This is a genomic window from Xanthocytophaga flava (genome assembly GCF_030068545.1).
Classification (GTDB): domain Bacteria; phylum Bacteroidota; class Bacteroidia; order Cytophagales; family 172606-1; genus Xanthocytophaga; species Xanthocytophaga flava.
Genome location: NZ_JASJOR010000003.1, coordinates 255803 through 274521 on the forward strand (window position 1 = coordinate 255803; position 18719 = coordinate 274521).

Sequence of the window (18719 nt, forward strand, 5' to 3'; positions counted from 1 at the left end):
ATTGGTTATCTGAATACCACCTACTGCTTATAATCAACGAATGAAAATTTTAAGTATCCGCCTGAAAAATATTAATTCTCTTAGAGGCGAGCATTATATTCCATTTCATGAAAGCCCAATTGCCGATTCGGGTCTATTTGCTATTGTTGGGCGAACCGGTGCAGGGAAAACATCTATTCTGGATGCTATTACCCTGGCGTTGTATGGTTATGCACCACGATTTGGAATTGATAAAGCAGAGAAGATAATGAGTTATCATACTACGGATTGTTTTGCTGAAGTAGAATTTGAAACCAAAGAAAAACGATACCGTAGCAAGTGGTCATTATGGCGTAGCAGAAACAAGCTGGATGGAGATCTGCAACCCCCAAAAATGGAATTAACTGATCTGGAAACAGATCAGATTATGGAATCTAAACTGACAGATGTTCGGGAAAGGGTAACTGCTTTGACAGGTTTAGATTACCAGCGTTTTTTGCGGTCTGTAATGCTTGCTCAAGGTGATTTTGCGGCATTTCTGAAAGCAAAAGAAAGTGATAAAGGTGAACTTTTAGAAAAAATTACAGGGACAGACTTATATACCAGACTTTCACAAAAAGCCTATCAGCGAAAAAAATCAGAGGTAGAGAAGTTAAAAGATTGGGAGCGGAAGCTGGATACCACCTCTTTGCTGACCGAGATACAGCAAGATGAAATTCGTAATAAGCTTGAGATGCTTACCAAGCAAAAGGGAACTTTATCTGAAGAACTTAAACTTTTGGAATCCCAACGCCAGTGGCTTGCCCGTATCCAGGAACTGACCGCTCAGCGTAATCACATACAACAACAGATTTCTACACTGGAGTTAGAGAAAACTAACCTCAAACAGGAGTTTCGTAAACTGGAATTACACCAAAAAGCTGTATCCTATCGAACTCCTCTTGCTGAAATTCAAGTGCTTCAGTCTACTATCTATAATATAGAGAAAGATATACGTGAGTTGTATTCAGTTCTGCCTGTTGAAGAAACAGCTACACTGGAGGCTGAACAGGCTTTGGCAAATATTCGTCAATATATCTCCGAATTAAATGCAGAGCAGGAGGTGAGTCTGCCTAGATTGGAAAAAGCTATTTTGCTTGAGAAAGATATTGAAAACTTCCAGCTACGATTCAATGAAATTCAACAGGATTTGACTGAGCAGAAAAAAAAGGTTCAGTCAATGAAACCGGTGCAAGACTTTATCGGGATTTCGAATGACAGGAAAGAAATTGAGTCGCAAAGCAAAAAAATTGCAGCAGCTATACAGGAAAGAATCCAGACATTACGGGAGTTACTAAAACAGCAGGATAAAGAATCACTCACAAATACCGAGATACAATTAGGTGAAACACTGGAGGTATGGAATGAGCAACTGAGTCGATCAAAATACTATCTGGAAGAGTTTCAGTTGCTGGAGCAATTACGACATCAGTTCAGACAACTAAAAGAAACTTCAGAGCAGAGCGAAAAGGAGATAGAAACTTTACAAATCCAGGAAAGTTCTGCCAAAGAGAGAGTAGCAGATTTGAGAAAAATCTATGAGCTGGAATTGAAAATCCAGAACTATGAGAAAGCACGTATATTATTGAAACCTGGCGAAGCATGTCCATTATGTGGCTCCGTACATCATCCCTTTGTAGAGAATGGATATACTCAACAGGTGAATAAGGCTCAGCAGGATCTGGAATTCCAGCAGACAATTCATGATGAGATGGTTAGAAAAATTCAGTCAATGAAAGAATTGCTGAGTCAGAATAAGGGAAATATGCTACTACTGGCTGAACAAGGAAAGAAGGATAAAGAAAAACTGGATAGAATTCGTTTGGAGTATCAGAAAGCTGCAGATTTTTTGGAAAATAAAATAGATATACAGGATCTGGATTCTATTCAGAGAATGATAAAAAATGTTGCGGATACCAGAATAAGCCTTCGTAGCCAATTACAGATATATGATCAATTGCAAAGTGAGGTTACTTATCTGGAAGAGAAATATAAGCTCAATCAGCTGTGGTTGCGATTAATAGATGATACAGAACAGCTTGAACGTCTTAAGACCGAACGAAGACGTTTGATAGGAGATAAAGATCCTCAGCAAGAAAAGAAACAGCTTGTTCAAAAGATGAAAGTTGCAGAAGATAAGAAGCAAACTGTTGAATATCAGTATAATGAAAAGGTTAATTCTTATAAGGTAAAGACCCGGCAGTTAGAAGATAGGGAGAAAATGCTGGAGCATGAAGTGAAGCTGGTTTCACAGAAAGAAGAAAGGTTATTAAAGAATCTGGTGAAAGAATCTTTTGATAGTATCGAAGCGTTACGGGAAGTACTATTGGATGAAGAGACTGAAGCTATTCTTCTTAAAAAGAAAGATCAGATAGATACATTATTGAACCAATTGCATGGAGCCTGGAAACAAACAGAGAAAACATTAGAAGGTTTAACAAATGAAGTGCTTACCGACCAGGACTATACTCAGATACAAACACAGATAACTGCCTCTCAAATTGCCCTTGAACAGGTAATTACTGAGCATACATTGCTTCTACAGGCACTTGACAATCACACCAAGACTGCCCTGAGGAACAAAGATGTCGAAACTGCCATTCTCAATCAGAAAAAAGAACTGGAGAGATGGTCAGCACTGGATAGTTTGATTGGTTCTGCCGGAGGAGCAGAGTTTAACACCTTTGCACAAGGACTTACCTTGGCTCAATTGGTACAGTTGGCTAATCGGTATCTGGATCAGTTAAATCCACGTTACCAGATTCGTCGTATTCCAAAAACAGATTTGGAATTGGAAATAATAGATCGGGATCAGGCAGATAATATTCGTCCTGTTAAGACACTTTCCGGGGGAGAAACCTTTCTGGTAAGCCTTGCATTAGCGTTAGGATTATCTGACATCGCAGGACGGAAAACACGTATTGAATCTTTGTTTATTGATGAAGGGTTTGGAACGTTAGATCCACAGGCATTAGATGTTGCCATTACAACTCTGGAGAATCTGCAGGCTACTGGTAAGATGATTGGAATCATTTCACATGTGGAAGCCCTGAAAGAAAGAATCACTACACAAGTGCAGGTAGTACGTCAGCCGGGAGGAAATAGCCTGATACGAATTGTAGGATAAAATGTTTACTTTTTACTTAAAAAATCATCAATATATATGGGATAGATTTGAAGTGACTTTTTGTCTTACTTTTTAGTAAAAAATATTGCCTGGCTGTATAACTTTTTGCATTAATATATCGTTAAGGTTAATAAGTGAGTAGATGTAACTTTTTCTGCTTTTAAAAAGTGAAATGAGAATATATGGCACGTGTTTTGCCTCACAAAAGCAAGGTGAAAGAGGATTTGTGAATAGTTTGAGAAAAAAAATCTTTTTTAGTTGATGTAAGGAAAGTTAGTGAAAAAGATATATCTTTACTTAACTCCTAGCCCTGGCAGAGATAATAAACTAAATTGTAACAGAATACCTCAGTTTGATTGAGCTGGAATCTTGATTAAATGTCAAGTAAGAAAATGACCAAATTTAGAGAAGTAAATAGTATATCTATAATTATTATACAAAAGGTTGGAATTACGGCTGGTGATACAAATCTATAGATATTAAAATGTGGTAATTTCCTCCTACCTTTGGTACAAAGATTGTAAATATATTACTAACCGGCTGATCAGATGCATAACACTTATTTAGAAACCGGCAACACAATCACAAAATCGACCATGGAAACAATTGCAGAGCAATCTATTCTGTTTTTCAATGGATTAACAGAAAATGTAGTCGCTGAAAATGAAAAACAGTTAATGATTCTAAAAGAAATACAACTTTTAGAACAAAAAATTGAAGAAGTAACTAATATACTTTGTAAGGCAACTTTATCTTATATGGTTCGCTTTCAGCTAAAAGATGACTTGGAATACTATAATGAAATGATTGAGAGAAAGCGACAGCAACTACACTCCCAGTCAATCTGATAATCTATTGGATGTATATATTTACCGAATGTAAAAAGCCCTTTTAAGGGCTTTTTTTTTGAGTATATATTTCCACAAACGGGTATTTTATTCGGCAGTTCTATGTATAGTACAAATAATAAAAAACTCTATGTTTTAACTATTTTAAAAATTATAAAAATTTTACATGCTTTTTATGTTTAATTTATTCTTGAAAAAATAAAATTTTTATATATTTGGTGGAAAGCCCAACCACTTCTATCGTTGAAAAAAGTAGTATCCATATTTTTATTATGTCTACTTCTGTATTATACAGTAGGGTATCATTTATTTTTACACTTTCGTCAGCAGAAAATACGTTCAGAGTTAAGAACTATTCTTCTTACCAATCATCAACCTGAAAAAGATTGGTTAATAGTTCCTGTTCCTATTACAGTATATCATCAGATTGATCGTGATTTTGAACATGTGGAAGGAGAGTTTGTATATAAAGGGAAGGTATATGAAAAAGCAATGCAGCGTATTAAAAATGATACATTGTTTTTGTATTGCGTGAATAATAAACAACAGGAGCAAGTCAAAAAAGAGCTGTCTGATTATTTGATGAAATATGTAATTGACTCAAAACAGAGTGCAAAAAAGCATTCTCATGAGTTGACTAAAGTGTTTGAGAAAAGTTATTACCTGTTAGCTGAAATAACTTCTTTTAAATATCTGTCTGTAAGGCAGATGCTGAATTTTTCATCCTTCATTAATTTGTTCGTTTCGTCTGTAGCAGTCAAAATACAAACACCCCCACCTCGTTATCACTCTATTTGATTTAAGGCAATTCCTTATTGTTTCTCTGATTGCTGTAACGCCTTTTATTACATAGAAAAGGTAAAGGAATGTCTTTGTCTTACCTGATAAAACACTGATATACTATACAATATCAGTAGAAGTGTCCTATATACTTACAAATTTTTCAATTACATCTTACCACTTTATATTTATGAACCGTATTCTACTCACTATTGGTGTATCCTATATATTTTTTATACTAACCAATCTGAATGTTTTTGGACAAGGATGTGTAGCTGTCAGACATATGAGTTGTTCTGCGCCAGCTATGTCATCCTCAGATTTATTTAAGCAAAGTCAATACAGTAAGTGGCAGGTTTCTATGGGATATAGATATTTGCATTCTTTCAGACACTTCAAGGGCACTGAAGAGCAAAAAGAGCGGATTGCTAATGGTACTGAAGTAATAAATGATTCCCATTCTTTTGATATTGGCTTGAATTATCAATTTACAAACCGATTATCTTTTGCCGTAAATCTACCTGTTATTATAAACGATAGATCTTCCTTGTATGAGCATTATGGTAATAGTGTAACAGACAATCCTTCACAGGCTCGGTTTCATACCAAATCAAATGGGATTGGAGACATGAGATTATCTGTAAATTACTGGGTACTAAATCCTGATAAACATACAAAGAACAATATACTGTTTGGAGTAGGAGTGAAATTGCCTACAGGTAATTCAAATGTTAAAGATGATTTTCACAAGTTAACAAAAGCAGGACAGGATAGTATAGTAAATAAGGCTGTTGATCAATCTATTCAGTTGGGTGATGGAGGAGTTGCGTTGAATCTTGAAGTGCAAGGGTTTTCACAATTAGCATCAAAAACTACACTTTACTATAATGGTTTTTATATGTTTAATTTCCGTGAAACAAATAAAACCCTGAACCGTGGGACTCTTATTGGAGTAGATCCTATTATTGCTTATCACTCAGTGGCAGATCAGTATGCTGCACGTATGGGAATTAATCAAGCTTTTTCTTTCCTCGAAGGATTCTCTTTAATGTTAGGCGGTAGGGTAGAAGGAGTTCCTGCTCATGATGTTATTGGTGGAAGTAAGGGATTCCGTCGTCCTGGATATATTGTTTCGGGAGAGCCTGGTATAGCCTATATGAACAGTAAATATTCATTAACATGTACTGTTCCTGTAGCTCTTGCCCGTAATAGAATTAAAAGCTATTATGATTTACAAGATCCTACCGGACAACGTCATGGTGATGCGGCTTTTGCAGATTATTTCATCTCAGTTAATGTAACAAGACGTTTCTAAATTAGATTGTGTTCATGTAAGATCAGGAATTATCTTCCAGCTTATGGAGGGTAATTCCTGATTTCTTTTATACTATGTGTTGCAACATTAAATGTATATACATATATTTGTATGAGAAAATTTAATAATTTATGGAATTGGAGAAAGAAATTCAACAACCTCGTTTTCAAAATCAATTTCAGAAACTCATACTAAATATAGTATTCACTGCGAATTGGTTGGATTTGAGGCAGATACAGCTTTTAAAGCCTTATGATGTATCCCCTCAGCAATATAATATTTTACGAATTTTAAGAGGGCAACACCCCAAGGCGGCTACAGTATCGTTATTGACAGAGCGTATGTTGGATAAGAGTTCCAATGCTTCGCGTTTGGTTGAAAAGCTAAGAGTAAAAAAACTGCTGGAACGGGAAGAGTGTCCAGAAGATCGTCGTGCTGTCAATGTTAAGATTACTGATAAGGGACTGGAATTACTGAAAAAGCTGGATCCCCTTATTGGCGAAGTAGAAAAATCAATGCATATGATTACAGAAGATGAGGCTAAAGCTTTTAATGATTTCCTGGATCAGTTAAGAGACTAAATACTGGATACGATGGGCAGGTAATTTGGGTAAGACTTTAAATCTATACTTTAGGATGTATGAAATCAAAACAGACAGTTCTGGTTTTAATGGTTGTATTATTTATTTTGCAGCCTGAACTGTAGTTTTGATATATGGCAAAATCAAATACCTCCAATGCATTGTTTTGGGCTATCATTCTGGTAGGCATTTTTGTATTAATTGGTAATTGGAAAGACTTTTTCGGAAAGGGTACTTTCGGAGGTGTTTCTTTTCCTAAGGAAGAGAAAAAGTCTACCTCAAAAAGAGGCTCTAAAGATAAGAATACGCCATCGGAAGAGGAAGAAGATGACAATGAGGTTGCTGAGCCTGCCACCGGAGCTGACTTTGAGAAACGTGCTGATTTTGTGTACCCTACAGGGCAAAAGGTAGAGGTTATAAAACATTCTGCTTATGCATTGGGATACTCAGAAAAGTATGAACAACCTGCATGGGTTTCCTATCGTCTTACAAGTAGTATGGTAACGGGCAATAACAAACGGGAAGATAATTTCAGACCTGATCCGGATGTTTCTACTGGGTCAGCTGTTCCTGAGGATTATCGTGGGTCTGGATATGATAGAGGGCACTTAGCCCCTGTGGCTGATTTCCGTGCTTCGGCAAAATGGATGGATGAGACATTTTTTATGAGTAATATGAGCCCTCAGTTGCATGAGTTCAATGCCGGTATATGGGAGAAGCTTGAATCAAAAGCAAGAGGATGGGCCAGACATAATAAAGTTATTTATATTACTTCTGGCCCTATTTTGAAAAGTGGATTGCCTACAATCGGGCGTTATAATAAAGTGGCCATACCTGAGTATTACTACAAGGTAATATATGACATTCGTGAACCAGAGGTCAAAGCCATCGGTTTTATGTTTCGGAATGAAGGGACTAAAAAACCTCTTCAGAGTTTTGCTATGTCTGTGGATGAGGTAGAACGCCGAACAGGTCTTGACTTCTTCCCTCAATTGCCTGACGAATTAGAAAAAAAGCTGGAAGGTTCATTTAATGCAAGCCAATGGTTTGATAAATCTAAAAAGGACAGATAAAGTCTGACCAGACTTTATCTGTCCTTTTTAGATTTATTGAGGCTTAATTGGTACTACTATATCTGTCCGATCCCAGATGAGATGTATATCTGCTCCAGTTGATTGTGGTTTAATCGTGATGGTGAAGTTTTCTGTAGCGCTAGGCAGTGTAGCTGCAGGCACAGATACTCGTAAGATATCCTGTTTCTCATCATAATTGGTTCCCCATTGACCTGTTTCCTTATTAAAGATAATTGTCCATTGATTTGGATCAGGAATTGTCCATAAAGTATAATTACCCGATGCAAGTGGTTTTCCTGCCACAACAACATCTGGCTCAAATGTTATGGTTGTCGCTTCATTGGCACCTGTTCTCCATACCTTCCCATAAGGAACTAGTCCTCCAAAAATCTCTCTTCCTTTCTTTTGTGGTTGGGAGTAGCTTACCTTAATTTCCAAATCATCTGTTTTAAAAGTTGTTGTGGTTTGTGGACTATGTGACTTAGTCCAGGTTTTAAATCCCCAGAAAGCAACTCCCAGCACCAGTATAATAATTCCAAGTAGTATAAAAAGTTTCTTCATGTTGAGTTATAGATTAAACGATGAATAGTTTGTCAGAGATAATTGATTAGTAATCCTCACCACGACGATATCTTTCCATAATAGGTTTAAATAGTTCACCAGTGGTAGGTGGAGTGTAGGATATAGCATTAGCTCCATACTTGATTACCTCTACAATATTTTCGGGTTGTTTGCCACTCGTTGCAAGGATCGAAATATCTTTGCTGATACTTCTGATTTTTTTGACAATATCAACCGTTTTGGCAGCGCCTGAAACGTTAAAAATATCCACTCCTGCTCTTAGTCTGGCTTCAAAATCTTCATCTTCAGAAACAACAGTAATCACAATTGGTATTTCCAGTGTTTTTTTTAGCTTTTTGATTAAACTATTGGGGGTAGGTTTATTAAGTACAACTCCCATGGCTCCCTGAAATTCTGCATCCAAAGCTATTTCAACTGCACGTTCTCCTGTTGTAAGACCGCCTCCTACACCACAAAAAATAGGTTTGTCTGCAGCGAGTATGAGTGCATGTGTAATGATGGGTTGAGGAGTAAACGGATAGACAGAAATAACCGCATCTGCATTGCAATTACGGATAATTGCAACATCTGTAGAAAAGACAAAAGATCGCAAAAGCTTTCCGAAAATACGTATTCCTGTACATTGTTCTATTTCTTCTGGCAATCGGATTACATTTTTCCGGAGAAAGCCGTTGTATTCGGGCACTTCCTGTTTTTTGGATTTCACAAGTTGTAAAAAAAGGTTTGTATTGATGAAGGTTAATTCTTCAATAAGAATACTATACTCTAGTTTTAGAGGTAGTCAAGATGCTTATATATAACTAACTTTTTACATTTTTATTCAAATATAGTTCAATATAGAGATAACTTTTGCTCTACTGCTTTATGGTATAAAGACAAAGTTAGTTGTTTCTGGTTTATTCTAATGATTTTATGACTCACCAGACTGCCTTCATTTTTGTTTTAATAAATTATTTTATTTTCTATTCTATTTATCCCCATTTGTACAGAAAAATTATGAGCCAGGTCACATTGTCACTTTTCAAGATGAGATATGTTTATACCAAACAGTAGAGAAAAAACGGAAACATAACTAATATTGAAGATCTAAGGTAGTAAGGCACCATAAATTTATCTCTTGCCGAACTATAGAATAAAGTAAAGGGAAAAAATAAAAAGTACCATTTGAGCTTCTTATTGTATATGAAAGTTTAAAATAAATCCCTTTTTTGCAGCGATTTACTATCTCTGGAATTTACTATGCGTAATGAATTTATTGCCTTTTCAATTATCTCTGTAGTTTTGATTGGAGGTGTTGCCTGGTGGTTATGGCATCCATTAGCTTACACCTATATTGTGTTGCTTCCTGTCATTGGGATAGGTTTCTATGATATGATTCAGACACGTCAGGCTATCAAGCGTAACTTTCCTATTTTAGGAAGAGGACGATACATTTTTGAAAGCCTGCGTCCAAAATTGTATCAGTACTTTATCGAGTCAGATACCGATGGAACTCCATTTAGCCGTACTCATAGATCTATTGTATACCAAAGAGCTAAAAAAGAATTGGATACAACTCCTTTTGGAACACAATTGAATGTATACGATGAAGGATATGAATGGATGGCTCATTCCATTGCTGCATTGGATAAAAAATTACTGAACCATGATCCCAGAGTGCTTGTGGGCGGTCCTGCTTGCAAACAACCTTATTCACTGAGTATATTTAATGTTTCTGCCATGAGTTTTGGCTCATTGAGTAAAGCTGCTATCATGGCACTTAATGGTGGGGCAAAGATAGGTGGCTTTGCACACAATACAGGAGAAGGAGGCATTAGTCCATATCATATCGAGATGGGAGGAGACTTGATTTACCAGGTAGGAACTGGCTATTTTGGTTGTCGAGCCGACGATGGAAATTTCTCTCCTGAGCGCTTTAAAGTTTCTGCTGCGTATCCAAATGTGAAAATGATTGAGTTAAAACTTTCACAAGGAGCTAAGCCTGGTCATGGTGGTATATTGCCTGCTGCTAAAAACACACCTGAAATTGCAGCTATACGGGGTGTAAAGCCACATACTCAGGTAGATTCACCTCCCTATCATCGTGCATTTACTAACCCTCTGGGTTTGTTGAAGTTAATTCAACAGATGCGGGAATTGTCAGATGGCAAACCTGTTGGATTTAAACTGTGTATAGGCCACAAACATGAATTCGTAGCTATTTGCAAGGCCATGATCGAAACAGGTATCACACCAGATTTTATTACAGTGGATGGTGGAGAGGGTGGAACGGGGGCTGCACCACTGGAATTTTCAAACTATGTGGGAATGCCGTTCAAAGAGGCTTTGGCGTTTGTATATGATACCTTAGTGGGATTTGATCTGAAGAAGCATATTACGATTCTGGCTGCAGGTAAAGTAATTAGTGGATTTGATATGGTAAGAGCCATGGCTTTGGGTGCAGATGCCTGTTATAGTGCTCGTGCTATGATGATGGCATTGGGTTGTATTCAGGCTCTGGAATGTAATAATAACAAATGTCCTACAGGAGTTGCTACACAAGATCCCGAATTAGTTAAAGGTTTAGTGGTAGAGAATAAACAAGTACGGGTTGCCAACTACCATCAGCTCACAGTAGAAAGTTTCGTAGAGTTAATGGCTGCTGCCGGATTAAAAGAACCTTCACAGATTACCCGTAGACATTTGAGCCGGAGAGTATTTATGAATCTGGTAAAGCGGTATGACGAAATTTATCCTTATGTGCCAAAAGGGAGCCTTTTAGATATAGATACCTGTCCTCAGGATTATGCAGAACTAATGAGATACACCAATACAGATAGTTTTGCCATGCAGTAAGTAGGTTGTCACAATTTAGGAAATTCTTCTTTTCTAGAAGAATTCTGATGGCTGTAGCATTTATTTCTAACTCAATGTATGTTTAAAAGTATTCTATTCGTTAGAAAGTAATAGAATACTTTTTTATTTTCGCTAATCTTACTCTGGTTGAGTAAACGAGAGTAAGCGGCCAGTTTTGATATGTATCAGACTAATGCCATTTTTTCAGACTTAGCGATCAAAACTTTTTTACTTTATGCGCACACTGACAAACCTAAACGATCCCATTTTTATACCTAAAGACAATTATACTCCATTGGATCGCTTTTTTCTTCGGCTTCTTGCTGATGAAAGAAATCTTCCTTTTGCTTATCTTACTTTAAACATTAGTTTAACCTTATTACCTGTTGGCATTTTGCTTTTTATGCCATTTATCACAGGGTGGGTATGGTGGAGTCTGGTAGTTGTTTATTACTATTTTTGCCATATCCGGTACAAAGGTCCTTTTGGATTAATGCTGCATTGTGTTAGCCATCGGCCTTTGTTTAAGAAAGAATATAACTGGCTTAATCATTATCTTCCCTGGATAGTTGCTCCTTTTTTTGGACAGTCGCCTGAAACGTATTTTAGTCACCATATTGGAATGCACCATTCTGAAAACAATCTGGAAGATGATAAAAGTAGTACGATGTTTTATCAGCGGGATAGTCTTCGTAGTTTTCTGAAATACCTGGCCAACTTTTTATTTCTTGGGATATTTGAGCTGGTTGACTATTTCAAACAGAAAAAGCGCCGGAGTCTGATGCGTAGGGCTATTACAGGAGAGGCTGTGTTTTATATTCTGTGTATTGCTCTTTGGTTTGTGCGCTGGCAGGCTGTGGTTGTAGTATTTATCATACCTTTTCTGATAACCCGTATTATTCAAATGATAGGAAACTGGACTCAGCATGCATTTCTGGATGCTGCTGATCCGGGTAATCCCTTTAAAAATAGTGTGACTTGTATTAATACCAAATACAATAAAAAATGCTGGAATGATGGCTATCATGCGAGTCATCATTTTCGCCCTGCTATGCACTGGACTGAGCACCCCACATTTTTCCTGAAAAACCTGGATAAATATTCGGCTAATCAAGCTATTGTCTTTGAAAATATTGAATTTCTGGGGATTTTCTCATTGCTGATGAGAAAACGATATGACAAACTAGCAACATACTTTGTAAATGTAAATAATGCATTTTCTTCTGATGATGAAGTAATAGCACTCTTAAAGGAAAGAACACAACGAATACCTCTTCCTGTCAGTGCATAGGAAATCGGATACATTGCTTTTTGAAGACTGTATGAAGTGATTAATACAGTCTTTATTTTTTATTAAGAAGTGGTTTTGTATACATCAACCTTTCTCAAATTGCTGTACTAGACAGATCTTCCATTGCAGGACTACTAGGTGCTGTCTGGTTTATTTTGTTCGTTCCAAAGAGTTCAACATCTTTACCTCTACTATTGTAAACAAGAAAGGAGAAGCTACTAACCGCTTCTCCTTCCATAGTATGACAATAGTTCTGGGACTAAATGTTAAGCTATTTCATTCACCATTTCCAGAACCTCTTCAATATGTTCGCGATTATTAGACAATCTAGGTACTTTGTGTTGACCTCCCAACTTTCCTCTTTTTTTCATCCAGTTGTAGAATGTTCCGCTTGGCAGGCTGTGTACAATTGGCATTTGTAATGCCATATCCTGATAACGTTTGGCATCATAATCTGAATTGATGCTACGAAGTGTGTCATCTAAAATCTTTGTGAATTTTTCCAGATCTTCAGGCTCTTTTTCGAACTCTATAGCCCATTCATGTCCGCCTTTCCCTGTTTCTGTCATATAGACAGGAGCAGCGGTAAAGTTTCGGATCAGGGCATCCGTTGCTTCGCTTGCTTTGGTGATGGCAGCTTCTGCATTCTCAATGATGACTTCTTCCCCAAAGGCATTAATAAAATGTTTTACTCGTCCAGTGATGCGTATGCGATACGGATTTACCGTGGTGAACTTGACCGTATCTCCAATCAAATAGCGCCACAGGCCTGCATTGGTAGAAATGACCATTGCATAGTTCTTATTTAACTCTACCTGGCTTAGAGTAAGTGCTTTGGGATACGGATTCTCGATTTCTTCCAGTGGAATAAACTCATAGAATACCCCATAATCCAGCATAAGCAGCATATCATTCGTGCCTAGCCGATCCTGAATACCAAAAAAGCCCTCAGAAGCATTATACAGTTCCAGATAGCTCATAGATGGGGAAGGCACCAACTCTTTATTGAATAGATCTCTATAAGGATCAAAGGCCACTGCTCCATGCGCAAACAGTTCCAGATTGGGCCATACCTCCAGAATGTTCTTTTTACCTTTTAACTCCAATATACGACGGATCAGCACAATAGTCCAGGTGGGAACTCCCAAAATACTGGTCACATTCTCATCCATAGTCACCTGAGCCATCCGTTCAATTTTTTCTTCCCATTCATTCATCAGAGCAATATCAAGTCCTGGGGTACGAATAAACTGAGCCCAGATAGGCAGGTTTTTCATGATAACAGCTGACACATCTCCATAGAATGATTCAGGATTACGTTCGTTGGTTTGATAACTACCTCCAATAGACAATCCTTTTCCCATAAATACTTTGGTGTCAGGTTTGTTATTGACAAAGATGGTCATCATATCTTTACCACCTTTAAAGTGGCAGGCTTCCAGTGCTTCCTGAGAAACCGGAATAAACTTACTGCGTGCATTGGTGGTTCCTGAAGACTTGGCAAACCATGTAATTTCAGAAGGCCATAAAAGATTTTGCTCCCCACGCATCAACCGTTCAATATACGGATACAAGTCCTCATAGGAGGATACTGGTACACGTTGCTGAAAATCTTCGATTGAATGAATAGAATCATAATCATATTTCTGACCCCACTCCGTATCTCGTGCCTGATTTATCAAATTGACAAACTGTTCCTGCTGGGTATCATGGGGATACATCATGAAAAGCTCTATCTGACTGATGCGCTTTTTCATGATCCAGGTAAGAATGCTATTGAATAGTTCCATGGGTTGTAATGATTTACTTGCTTTAAAGAGGCGAATACTAGTGTTGTTCAGTGTCTGTTACTTCCTGAATAGAAATAAAGAAACTTACCAAAGTACTAAAAAAATATTCTATTTCCCAAACTGACCTATATAGGATGAGTTGCGTAAGAAAATGAAGTAAAAGCAACATTTTTACAAAAAAAATGGATTTCAAATGCATAAACTAGCTTTGAAATCCATTCTAATAACTATGAAACTGTTTAAACAAATTAGTAAAGGCTGCAAATGCATATTTTGTGATGCGCCTTTCTGCCCCGTCGTTGGTGTTATCACCAACGACCACTTTACCCTCATGCAAGTTGGTGATAACACCAACTTGGGGAAGCTGCAAAGGCCGATTTTAGGCCGCGATTTCATCCATGTTGAGGGACGACGCTGGCTATGTTGCGATTGGTTTATAGGCAACTCTCTCGTCTCGCTCCAAAATCTGCTCGTTGAGCTTCTTTAAAATTTGTTTAAACAGCTTCTATAAACGATAGATATTTATTATTTAAGCTGTTTGTTTATTCCATATGTCAGCATACTCTTCCGGATGTCTTTTGAATTGTGCATGCACATATGGACACAAAGGAATCACTTGCAGGTTATTATCACGAACGTAGGCTACCATGGTATCAAGAAGTTGCTTGGCATACCCCTTGCCTGATTCTTCCGGATCTACTTCTGTATGATAAACCGTAAGATTTGTTCCGGAAATGCTAATGACCATTTCTCCGATTTTTTTACCCTCATCATATAAGTTAAATGATCCGTGTTTGCGCTCGTTTAGTTCTAACTTTATTTCTGCCATAGTGTATAGATTTTGTGGTGTGTTACGATTAAAAGGTTGTTATTGTTTATGATAACCCGGATCGAGCTGTTGCTGATACTCCGGATGCTTCTTGATAAACTCTGCTACAAATGGACAATAGACCATCACAGGCTTATGATGCTTCTGGGCATACGCAAATGCGCCTTTGACCAATGCACTGGCAATACCTTTTCCTTCCAATGCCTTAGGGACTGTTGTATGCATAAAGGCAATGCTATCCTTATAGAAACGATACGACATAGAGGCTATCTCGCCATCTGCTTCTATCTCAAACTGCATGTTTGTTTCATTATTTCGAATAGAATAGGCTGTGTCAGACATAGTGAGACTGGGTTAAATACTGTTATCTTCTTCCAGTACAGTATGAATATGAATAGGATGTGTTAGTATTTTGTGAATAGAACAACGATCTCCTATCTCCAGCAACCGCTGCTTTTGTTCGTCTGTCAGGTTACCTGTCAGACGGATACTACTTTGCATAGAGGAGGTATTTAACTGAGTGTCACGTAACAGCGTTACCTGCACATCCGCATGTTCCAGTGGCCATTGTTTACGATCTGCATACATGCGGAGGGTAATGGTTATACAGGCAGCCAGAGAGGCACATAACAACTCACCTGGAGAAAACCCTGTGTTCATACCACCCACATCCAGTGGCTCGTCGGCCATGATCTGGTTGTTGCTGCCAGACTGAATGGTGGTTGAGAAATGATCTTTTCTGATCTGTGCTTTGACAATATTCATCAGCAGTGGGTAAATAAATGAAACTCAATAATCCAGTGTACCAAATAATCCGTTCTTATAATCTTCTATGGCCTGATCTACCTCTGCCATTGTCGTCATGACAAAGTTATCTTTGGCTGCAACAGGTTCGTCGATAGGTTCACCTGACAGAAAGAGAATGGTAGCATCTGTATGGGTAGTCAAAGAAAAGGCATCTCCTTCTTTTTCAAAAATAATAAGGTTATGTTTCTCTATAGTGGTTGTACCATCGATCAGTATACTACCATCCATGATATATACCAAAGTCCAGTAGCCATTTACCACAGGAATCCGGATTGTTTTGCCTGCCCGTATTGTGCCCATGGCGGAAGTAATAGGCGTGTAAGAAATGGTGATAGGACCTGTCTGATTATCCAGTGTACCACTAACCAGCCTGATATCGACGCCTTCTTCTTCAAAGATGGCAGGCATTGCTTCTTTAGCCGCATATTGATAACGAGACTCATCCCATTTATGTGAAGCCGGAACATTGATCCATAACTGTATCATTTCATTAGTACCTCCATTGTGATGGATGTATTCTGATGGACCCTCACTATGCAGAATGCCTTTGCCGGCAAACATCCACTGCACATCGCCTGCATTCAGTATCTGGTCATTACCTGTACTGTCTTTATGATGAAACTGTCCTTGCAAAATATAGCTAACTGGTGCAAAACCTCTGTGTGGATGAGGATGAATGCGATTCTCAGAGCCTGGTGGAATGGTGTCAGGCCCTCCATGATGTAAAAGGATAAAGGGGCTGGCAAACCGGAAATCTTTGTGTGGTAGTGGTTGTAATACTTTTTCTGTAGGAGTAATCAGCTTCTCTCTTCCCAAAAGTATGTGGGCTATTTTTTTCATTATGGTGTGTGGTTAAAAATAGAATTAGTCAATTGGTTCTGTTTGGGTTTTGAATATAGGTGTGTAATACATACAATCCAAACTATCTGTGTCTACCAGGCTTCTGGTGTCAATTTAATGATTTCATAACACAACTCTTGGAGAAGGATGGTAAAGGATGCTTTAGTTTTGCTTTTTTATTGCATGGAATCGACTTACCTCAATGAGTTGTTTGATAGAATGCGCCAGGGAGATCGCCTTGCGCTTGATAAGTTGTATGGGCATTGCTACCATCGACTGTGTGACTTTGCCTGCCAGATTGTAAAGAGTCCTGATTTGGCAGAAGAGGTGGTTTCGGATGTGTTTTTGCTAGTGTGGCAGAAACGAGAGTCCTTGACTATTCAAACAACGTTGAGGGCTTACCTGTATAGTATGGTTCGAAACCAGGCGCTGCTTTATGTCCGGAAAGAGAATATATATCAGCCGTTAGCTGATGAATTTGAAAATACACAAGCCGAGTATTATAATCCGCTGGAAGCCCTATTGTTCCATGAACTGGACTTTCACATTGATTCACTGATCAATCAATTGCCTGAGCCTGATCGGCTAATCCTTCGTTTAAAACTTTCCGGGCTGAAATATGCTGAAATTGCACAAGCTATGGAGCTATCCGAAAAAACAATCGAATACCGATTGTCTAAATCCATTGATTTTCTCCGGAAGACCTATCAAAAGAGCAAATAACTGTTCTCAGATCTGTATTTATCCTGATTGCAGATAACATTTTCTTAACGATTTCTTAACCTGTTTTTTCAGGGGAATGACCTTCTTTTTCTCTCATAGGTGTGAATAAACAATTATGTGGAAAGAAGAAAATTTTGAAAGACTGCTCCGGTATTGGCATGGTAAGAGCTCTCCGAAAGAAGAAGTTGAAATTCGCCAGTGGCTTGCCAGTGAACCCGAAAATGAGGCTTTGTTTGAAGCTCTTAAAGACTATTTTGAAACCATAAGACTAGAGGAAACAACCTATGACGTTTCTGATAAAGGCTATAAACGTTTGTCAGACAAAATAACAGACTGGGAAGAGTCTGTCAGGATTGAGGCTGATTCTGTGACTAAAGATGCTACTGACGGAGTAATATTATCTATCGGAAGGAAGCTCTCATACAAAAAGCTACTAGCTTCGGCTGCTGTGGTGGCAGGACTTCTTTTTGGCGGACTCTATATATGGAAAATAGGAATACAGATTTCCGAACAGAGTAACATTGTCTGGGTGACGAAAGAAACAGGCCGGAAACAGCAGGAAAAAGTTACGTTGCCTGATGGAAGTATGGTTTATCTGAATGTCGAAAGTCGCATAAAGTACAATCCAGACTCCTTTACCCAGGAGAGAACCATCTACCTGGAAGGAGAGGCTTTTTTTGAGGTGACGCCTGATAAAAAAAGACCCTTTCGTGTCAAAACGCCAACTTTAACTACACAGGTGCTGGGTACCTCCTTTAATGTGCAGGCCTATCGTAACTTAAATGGAAGCAAATACGAATCTACCCATGTAACTGTGGCTACCGGAAAGGTGCGGGTTGTAGATAGCTTGCAAGCAGAGTTGGGACAATTGCTTCCGGGTGATGAACTGATTTATGATAAGACATCTCATTCTGTTGAGACTCGTAAAGTAGATCTGTCAACTGTACGTAGCTGGCAAAATAAACGTCTGATATTCAAAGATACACCTATTGCCGAGATTGCTGCTCAACTGGAGAGATGGTATGATGTATCCATTGTGATTGACAATCCGGCTTTGTATTCCTGTCATTTTACAGCCACCTTCAACCAGCTAACATTAGAGCAAACATTGGAACTATTATCTATCACCACAAACCTCAGTTATCAGCAGAATGGAAAAACAATAACGCTTAGAGGAAACGCGTGTCAATAAAGAGACCGGATCTGCTGGAACAGATCCGGTTTCAAAAGAAACGCGGCTGGCTAATCAGGTATGGTGCCTGATAAAACCAACAACTTAT

Annotated in this window: 18 protein-coding genes; 11 read left to right on the top strand and 7 right to left on the bottom strand. The window is 38.2% G+C overall.

What is annotated here, in order from left to right; all coding sequences use genetic code 11:
• Window positions 1–40: 40 nt before the first annotated feature.
• The 6 genes from QNI15_RS06435 to QNI15_RS06460 all read left to right on the top strand — a co-directional run bounded on the left by QNI15_RS06435 (window position 41) and on the right by QNI15_RS06460 (window position 7742).
• The gene (locus QNI15_RS06435) at window positions 41–3145 is read left to right on the top strand and encodes an AAA family ATPase (RefSeq protein WP_314031071.1); all 3105 of its coding nucleotides are present in this window, start codon (window positions 41–43) and stop codon (window positions 3143–3145) included.
• Between the two features lie 596 nt (window positions 3146–3741).
• Window positions 3742–3993 (top strand): hypothetical protein, encoded by a 252-nt coding sequence (locus QNI15_RS06440; RefSeq protein WP_314031072.1) that lies wholly within the window; start codon window positions 3742–3744, stop codon window positions 3991–3993.
• Window positions 3994–4236: 243 nt separating this feature from the next.
• The gene (locus QNI15_RS06445) at window positions 4237–4791 is read left to right on the top strand and encodes a hypothetical protein (RefSeq protein WP_314031073.1); all 555 of its coding nucleotides are present in this window, start codon (window positions 4237–4239) and stop codon (window positions 4789–4791) included.
• A gap of 172 nt (window positions 4792–4963) precedes the next feature.
• On the top strand, window positions 4964–6088 hold the full coding sequence (locus QNI15_RS06450; protein WP_314031074.1) for a hypothetical protein: 1125 nt from the start codon (window positions 4964–4966) through the stop codon (window positions 6086–6088).
• A gap of 131 nt (window positions 6089–6219) precedes the next feature.
• Entirely contained in the window at window positions 6220–6669 is a 450-nt protein-coding gene (locus tag QNI15_RS06455; RefSeq protein ID WP_314004960.1) for a MarR family winged helix-turn-helix transcriptional regulator, read from the top strand.
• 134 nt (window positions 6670–6803) lie between these two features.
• Window positions 6804–7742 (top strand): DNA/RNA non-specific endonuclease, encoded by a 939-nt coding sequence (locus QNI15_RS06460; RefSeq protein ID WP_314031075.1) that lies wholly within the window; start codon window positions 6804–6806, stop codon window positions 7740–7742.
• 33 nt (window positions 7743–7775) lie between these two features.
• Here the strand turns inward: QNI15_RS06460 and QNI15_RS06465 are convergent, their stop codons facing one another.
• Both QNI15_RS06465 and QNI15_RS06470 read right to left on the bottom strand, forming a co-directional pair.
• Entirely contained in the window at window positions 7776–8303 is a 528-nt protein-coding gene (locus tag QNI15_RS06465; protein ID WP_314031076.1) for a DUF2911 domain-containing protein, read from the bottom strand.
• A gap of 46 nt (window positions 8304–8349) precedes the next feature.
• Window positions 8350–9030, bottom strand: a complete 681-nt coding sequence (locus tag QNI15_RS06470; protein WP_313985905.1) for a hypothetical protein — start codon at window positions 9028–9030, stop codon at window positions 8350–8352.
• Between the two features lie 533 nt (window positions 9031–9563).
• On the opposite strand from QNI15_RS06470, the gene QNI15_RS06475 reads away from it, so the two are divergent.
• Together QNI15_RS06475 and QNI15_RS06480 are read left to right on the top strand one after the other, a co-directional pair.
• Window positions 9564–11159 carry an FMN-binding glutamate synthase family protein gene (locus tag QNI15_RS06475; RefSeq protein ID WP_314004953.1) on the top strand — a complete coding sequence of 532 codons (1596 nt, stop codon included), beginning with the start codon at window positions 9564–9566 and terminating at the stop codon, window positions 11157–11159.
• A 235-nt stretch (window positions 11160–11394) separates the two neighbouring features.
• A complete protein-coding gene (locus tag QNI15_RS06480; protein WP_314004951.1) occupies window positions 11395–12450 on the top strand; it encodes a fatty acid desaturase family protein in 1056 nt (351 codons plus the stop codon).
• A 266-nt stretch (window positions 12451–12716) separates the two neighbouring features.
• Here QNI15_RS06480 and QNI15_RS06485 read toward each other — a convergent pair whose 3' ends face one another.
• The gene (locus QNI15_RS06485; protein ID WP_314004950.1) at window positions 12717–14240 is read right to left on the bottom strand and encodes a GH3 auxin-responsive promoter family protein; all 1524 of its coding nucleotides are present in this window, start codon (window positions 14238–14240) and stop codon (window positions 12717–12719) included.
• 229 nt (window positions 14241–14469) lie between these two features.
• Between QNI15_RS06485 and QNI15_RS06490 the strand changes: the two genes are divergently transcribed.
• On the top strand, window positions 14470–14727 hold the full coding sequence (locus QNI15_RS06490; protein WP_314004948.1) for a hypothetical protein: 258 nt from the start codon (window positions 14470–14472) through the stop codon (window positions 14725–14727).
• A 42-nt stretch (window positions 14728–14769) separates the two neighbouring features.
• Here QNI15_RS06490 and QNI15_RS06495 read toward each other — a convergent pair whose 3' ends face one another.
• From QNI15_RS06495 to QNI15_RS06510, 4 genes are read right to left on the bottom strand one after another with little or no spacing between them, the layout of a single operon-like run.
• Window positions 14770–15069, bottom strand: coding sequence for a GNAT family N-acetyltransferase (locus QNI15_RS06495; protein WP_314031077.1), 300 nt, complete (start codon window positions 15067–15069; stop codon window positions 14770–14772).
• A gap of 39 nt (window positions 15070–15108) precedes the next feature.
• Complete coding sequence (locus tag QNI15_RS06500) at window positions 15109–15411, bottom strand: GNAT family N-acetyltransferase (protein WP_314031078.1); 303 nt, start codon at window positions 15409–15411, stop codon at window positions 15109–15111.
• Between the two features lie 12 nt (window positions 15412–15423).
• Window positions 15424–15834 (bottom strand): OsmC family protein, encoded by a 411-nt coding sequence (locus QNI15_RS06505; protein WP_313985924.1) that lies wholly within the window; start codon window positions 15832–15834, stop codon window positions 15424–15426.
• A gap of 24 nt (window positions 15835–15858) precedes the next feature.
• Window positions 15859–16716, bottom strand: a complete 858-nt coding sequence (locus QNI15_RS06510) for a pirin family protein (protein WP_314031079.1) — start codon at window positions 16714–16716, stop codon at window positions 15859–15861.
• A 183-nt stretch (window positions 16717–16899) separates the two neighbouring features.
• Between QNI15_RS06510 and QNI15_RS06515 the strand changes: the two genes are divergently transcribed.
• The gene (locus QNI15_RS06515) at window positions 16900–17439 is read left to right on the top strand and encodes an RNA polymerase sigma-70 factor (protein ID WP_314031080.1); all 540 of its coding nucleotides are present in this window, start codon (window positions 16900–16902) and stop codon (window positions 17437–17439) included.
• A gap of 115 nt (window positions 17440–17554) precedes the next feature.
• Window positions 17555–18631 (top strand): FecR family protein, encoded by a 1077-nt coding sequence (locus QNI15_RS06520; protein WP_314031081.1) that lies wholly within the window; start codon window positions 17555–17557, stop codon window positions 18629–18631.
• Window positions 18632–18719 lie beyond the last annotated feature (88 nt).

What these genes read in the sequence shown, in the direction of transcription:
- QNI15_RS06490 (WP_314004948.1), top strand. Translation starts at nt 14,470, where the DNA reads ATGAAACTGTTTAAACAAATTAGTAAAGGCTGCAAATGCATATTTTGT.
- QNI15_RS06500 (WP_314031078.1), bottom strand. Translation starts at nt 15,411, where the DNA reads ATGTCTGACACAGCCTATTCTATTCGAAATAATGAAACAAACATGCAG.
- QNI15_RS06510 (WP_314031079.1), bottom strand. Translation starts at nt 16,716, where the DNA reads ATGAAAAAAATAGCCCACATACTTTTGGGAAGAGAGAAGCTGATTACT.
- QNI15_RS06520 (WP_314031081.1), top strand. Translation starts at nt 17,555, where the DNA reads ATGTGGAAAGAAGAAAATTTTGAAAGACTGCTCCGGTATTGGCATGGT.
- QNI15_RS06440 (WP_314031072.1), top strand. Translation starts at nt 3,742, where the DNA reads ATGGAAACAATTGCAGAGCAATCTATTCTGTTTTTCAATGGATTAACA.
- QNI15_RS06435 (WP_314031071.1), top strand. Translation starts at nt 41, where the DNA reads ATGAAAATTTTAAGTATCCGCCTGAAAAATATTAATTCTCTTAGAGGC.
- QNI15_RS06460 (WP_314031075.1), top strand. Translation starts at nt 6,804, where the DNA reads ATGGCAAAATCAAATACCTCCAATGCATTGTTTTGGGCTATCATTCTG.
- QNI15_RS06515 (WP_314031080.1), top strand. Translation starts at nt 16,900, where the DNA reads ATGGAATCGACTTACCTCAATGAGTTGTTTGATAGAATGCGCCAGGGA.
- QNI15_RS06495 (WP_314031077.1), bottom strand. Translation starts at nt 15,069, where the DNA reads ATGGCAGAAATAAAGTTAGAACTAAACGAGCGCAAACACGGATCATTT.
- QNI15_RS06450 (WP_314031074.1), top strand. Translation starts at nt 4,964, where the DNA reads ATGAACCGTATTCTACTCACTATTGGTGTATCCTATATATTTTTTATA.
- QNI15_RS06475 (WP_314004953.1), top strand. Translation starts at nt 9,564, where the DNA reads ATGCGTAATGAATTTATTGCCTTTTCAATTATCTCTGTAGTTTTGATT.
- QNI15_RS06485 (WP_314004950.1), bottom strand. Translation starts at nt 14,240, where the DNA reads ATGGAACTATTCAATAGCATTCTTACCTGGATCATGAAAAAGCGCATC.
- QNI15_RS06455 (WP_314004960.1), top strand. Translation starts at nt 6,220, where the DNA reads ATGGAATTGGAGAAAGAAATTCAACAACCTCGTTTTCAAAATCAATTT.
- QNI15_RS06505 (WP_313985924.1), bottom strand. Translation starts at nt 15,834, where the DNA reads ATGAATATTGTCAAAGCACAGATCAGAAAAGATCATTTCTCAACCACC.
- QNI15_RS06465 (WP_314031076.1), bottom strand. Translation starts at nt 8,303, where the DNA reads ATGAAGAAACTTTTTATACTACTTGGAATTATTATACTGGTGCTGGGA.
- QNI15_RS06480 (WP_314004951.1), top strand. Translation starts at nt 11,395, where the DNA reads ATGCGCACACTGACAAACCTAAACGATCCCATTTTTATACCTAAAGAC.